The sequence below is a fragment of the Streptomyces sp. NPDC094143 genome, from assembly GCF_040303825.1.
Taxonomy (GTDB): Bacteria; Actinomycetota; Actinomycetes; order Streptomycetales; family Streptomycetaceae; genus Streptomyces.
The window spans coordinates 3,722-5,143 of record NZ_JBEOTZ010000097.1 but is presented as its reverse complement, the minus strand read 5'-3'; the positions used below and the strand labels follow the sequence as shown (position 1 = coordinate 5,143).

The window sequence follows — 1,422 nt, the reverse complement described above, 5'->3', positions numbered from 1 at the left end:
AACACAGTGGACGCGAGCAACTGAGGACAAGCCCTCGGCCTATTAGTACCGGTCAACTCCACCAGTTACCTGGCTTCCATATCCGGCCTATCAACCCAGTCGTCTACTGGGAGCCTTACCCTCTCTAGGAGGTGGGAGTCCTCATCTCGAAGCAGGCTTCCCGCTTAGATGCTTTCAGCGGTTATCCCTCCCGAACGTAGCCAACCAGCCATGCCCTTGGCAGAACAACTGGCACACCAGAGGTTCGTCCGTCCCGGTCCTCTCGTACTAGGGACAGCCCTTCTCAAGACTCCTACGCGCACAGCGGATAGGGACCGAACTGTCTCACGACGTTCTAAACCCAGCTCGCGTACCGCTTTAATGGGCGAACAGCCCAACCCTTGGGACCGACTCCAGCCCCAGGATGCGACGAGCCGACATCGAGGTGCCAAACCATCCCGTCGATATGGACTCTTGGGGAAGATCAGCCTGTTATCCCCGGGGTACCTTTTATCCGTTGAGCGACGGCGCTTCCACAAGCCACCGCCGGATCACTAGTCCCGACTTTCGTCCCTGCTCGACCCGTCGGTCTCACAGTCAAGCTCCCTTGTGCACTTACACTCAACACCTGATTGCCAACCAGGCTGAGGGAACCTTTGGGCGCCTCCGTTACCCTTTAGGAGGCAACCGCCCCAGTTAAACTACCCATCAGACACTGTCCCTGATCCGGATCACGGACCCAGGTTAGACATCCAGCACGACCAGACTGGTATTTCAACGACGACTCCACCTGAACTGGCGTCCAAGCTTCACAGTCTCCCAGCTATCCTACACAAGCCGAACCGAACACCAATATCAAACTGTAGTAAAGGTCCCGGGGTCTTTCCGTCCTGCTGCGCGAAACGAGCATCTTTACTCGTAGTGCAATTTCACCGGGCCTATGGTTGAGACAGTCGAGAAGTCGTTACGCCATTCGTGCAGGTCGGAACTTACCCGACAAGGAATTTCGCTACCTTAGGATGGTTATAGTTACCACCGCCGTTTACTGGCGCTTAAGTTCTCAGCTTCGCCCCACCGAAATGGAGCTAACCGGTCCCCTTAACGTTCCAGCACCGGGCAGGCGTCAGTCCGTATACATCGCCTTACGGCTTCGCACGGACCTGTGTTTTTAGTAAACAGTCGCTTCTCGCTGGTCTCTGCGGCCACCCCCAGCTCAGACAGCAAGTGCCTTCACCGGATGTGGCCCCCCTTCTCCCGAAGTTACGGGGGCATTTTGCCGAGTTCCTTAACCATAGTTCACCCGAACGCCTCGGTATTCTCTACCTGACCACCTGAGTCGGTTTAGGGTACGGGCCGCCATGAAACTCGCTAGAGGCTTTTCTCGACAGCATAGGATCATCCACTTCACCACAATCGGCTCGGCATCAGGTCTCAGACTATATG

The 1,422-nt window shown here is 56.1% G+C and carries 1 rRNA gene (running past one end of the window); it reads right to left on the bottom strand.

The features are described from left to right. Positions 1-22 precede the first annotated feature (22 nt). Positions 23-1,422: ribosomal RNA gene (locus ABTZ58_RS39730) — 23S ribosomal RNA — on the bottom strand (it continues 1,825 nt past the right edge of the window).